The sequence below is a fragment of the Carboxylicivirga taeanensis genome (assembly GCF_051851475.1).
Lineage (GTDB): Bacteria > Bacteroidota > Bacteroidia > Bacteroidales > Marinilabiliaceae > Carboxylicivirga > Carboxylicivirga taeanensis.
Window position 1 is genome coordinate 1 of the sequence record NZ_JBPUSJ010000090.1, and the last position, 940, is coordinate 940.

The following is a 940-nucleotide window of genomic DNA, read 5'->3' on the forward strand; positions in this document are numbered from 1 at the left end:
TATTAAGTTTAATGCCAAATCAATGTTTGGCTTTGTGGGAGTCAGGGAAGTGGAGCTGTGTTCTCTCCTTAAGCATCATGCAGCTAACCGTTAGCTGCAAATTAAGCGCAACCCTGACTACTTGCAAAACATCTATTAGATAATAATAATTTAAAAAAAATGTCTATGAAAAAAATAATCTTCTTAGTATTGATAACTCTCTTTATCACAGGGTGTGAAAAAGAGGAAGAAAATGAACTAAATTTTCCGTCAATTGACCTCATAACTAATGACAGTCCCACTTTTTTTGCAAAGACTGTGATTCTATTTGAAGATAGTGAATACTTGATTAAAACAAATTTTGACACCTACATAAATTCTTATCCATTTGACATGTATGGTTATGACAAAATAAAAGAGCAAGTAATTCAAGACTCGAATAATCAAGATGTTTTATTTATGACTGATTATCTGTATCAAGCCCTTGACAGTACATACATACTGGCTCATCACTTAGAGAATGGTACTTGCCTAATTTTTGACAAAAAAAGAAATGAAATTATTCCTAAAATTAAAATGGAAGAATATATGGAAGGTGAACCAATGATGTCAACAGGAGGCAGAAGATTTTATATAAAAGAGAATTTATTTTTAGAAACAGTTGACTTGATAAGTTAAAAATCAGCAGCTAACATTTTGTATAGTGCATAGGGCAGAAATGCTGTATTTGAAGCTTTTGCGCTTTCTTCAACCTCGCCGAAGCGCAGCTTCGACAGTTAGTCAAATTGCAGGTGTCAAACCTGCGCTTCGGCTACTAAGTGTTTGACAGGAAAGTGCTTTCTAATGCCCTACGCACCATACAATTTACCGTTGTAGTTCATTCCCCCTATAAACCCATAGTATTGATTTAAAATCAAGGTAATCAATACTTTTAAAGTTTATGGATTTCTGAAGCTAACGT

General features: G+C 33.7%; 1 protein-coding gene. It reads left to right on the forward strand.

The features are described 5' to 3' along the window. Positions 1-165 precede the first annotated feature (165 nt). The gene (locus tag ACSX1H_RS19380; RefSeq protein ID WP_439185908.1) at positions 166-657 is read left to right on the forward strand and encodes a hypothetical protein; all 492 of its coding nucleotides are present in this window, start codon (positions 166-168) and stop codon (positions 655-657) included. Positions 658-940 lie beyond the last annotated feature (283 nt).

Bases quoted from the DNA above. Each gene is read 5' to 3' on its own strand.
- ACSX1H_RS19380 (WP_439185908.1), top strand. From the start codon at position 166: ATGAAAAAAATAATCTTCTTAGTATTGATAACTCTCTTTATCACAGGG.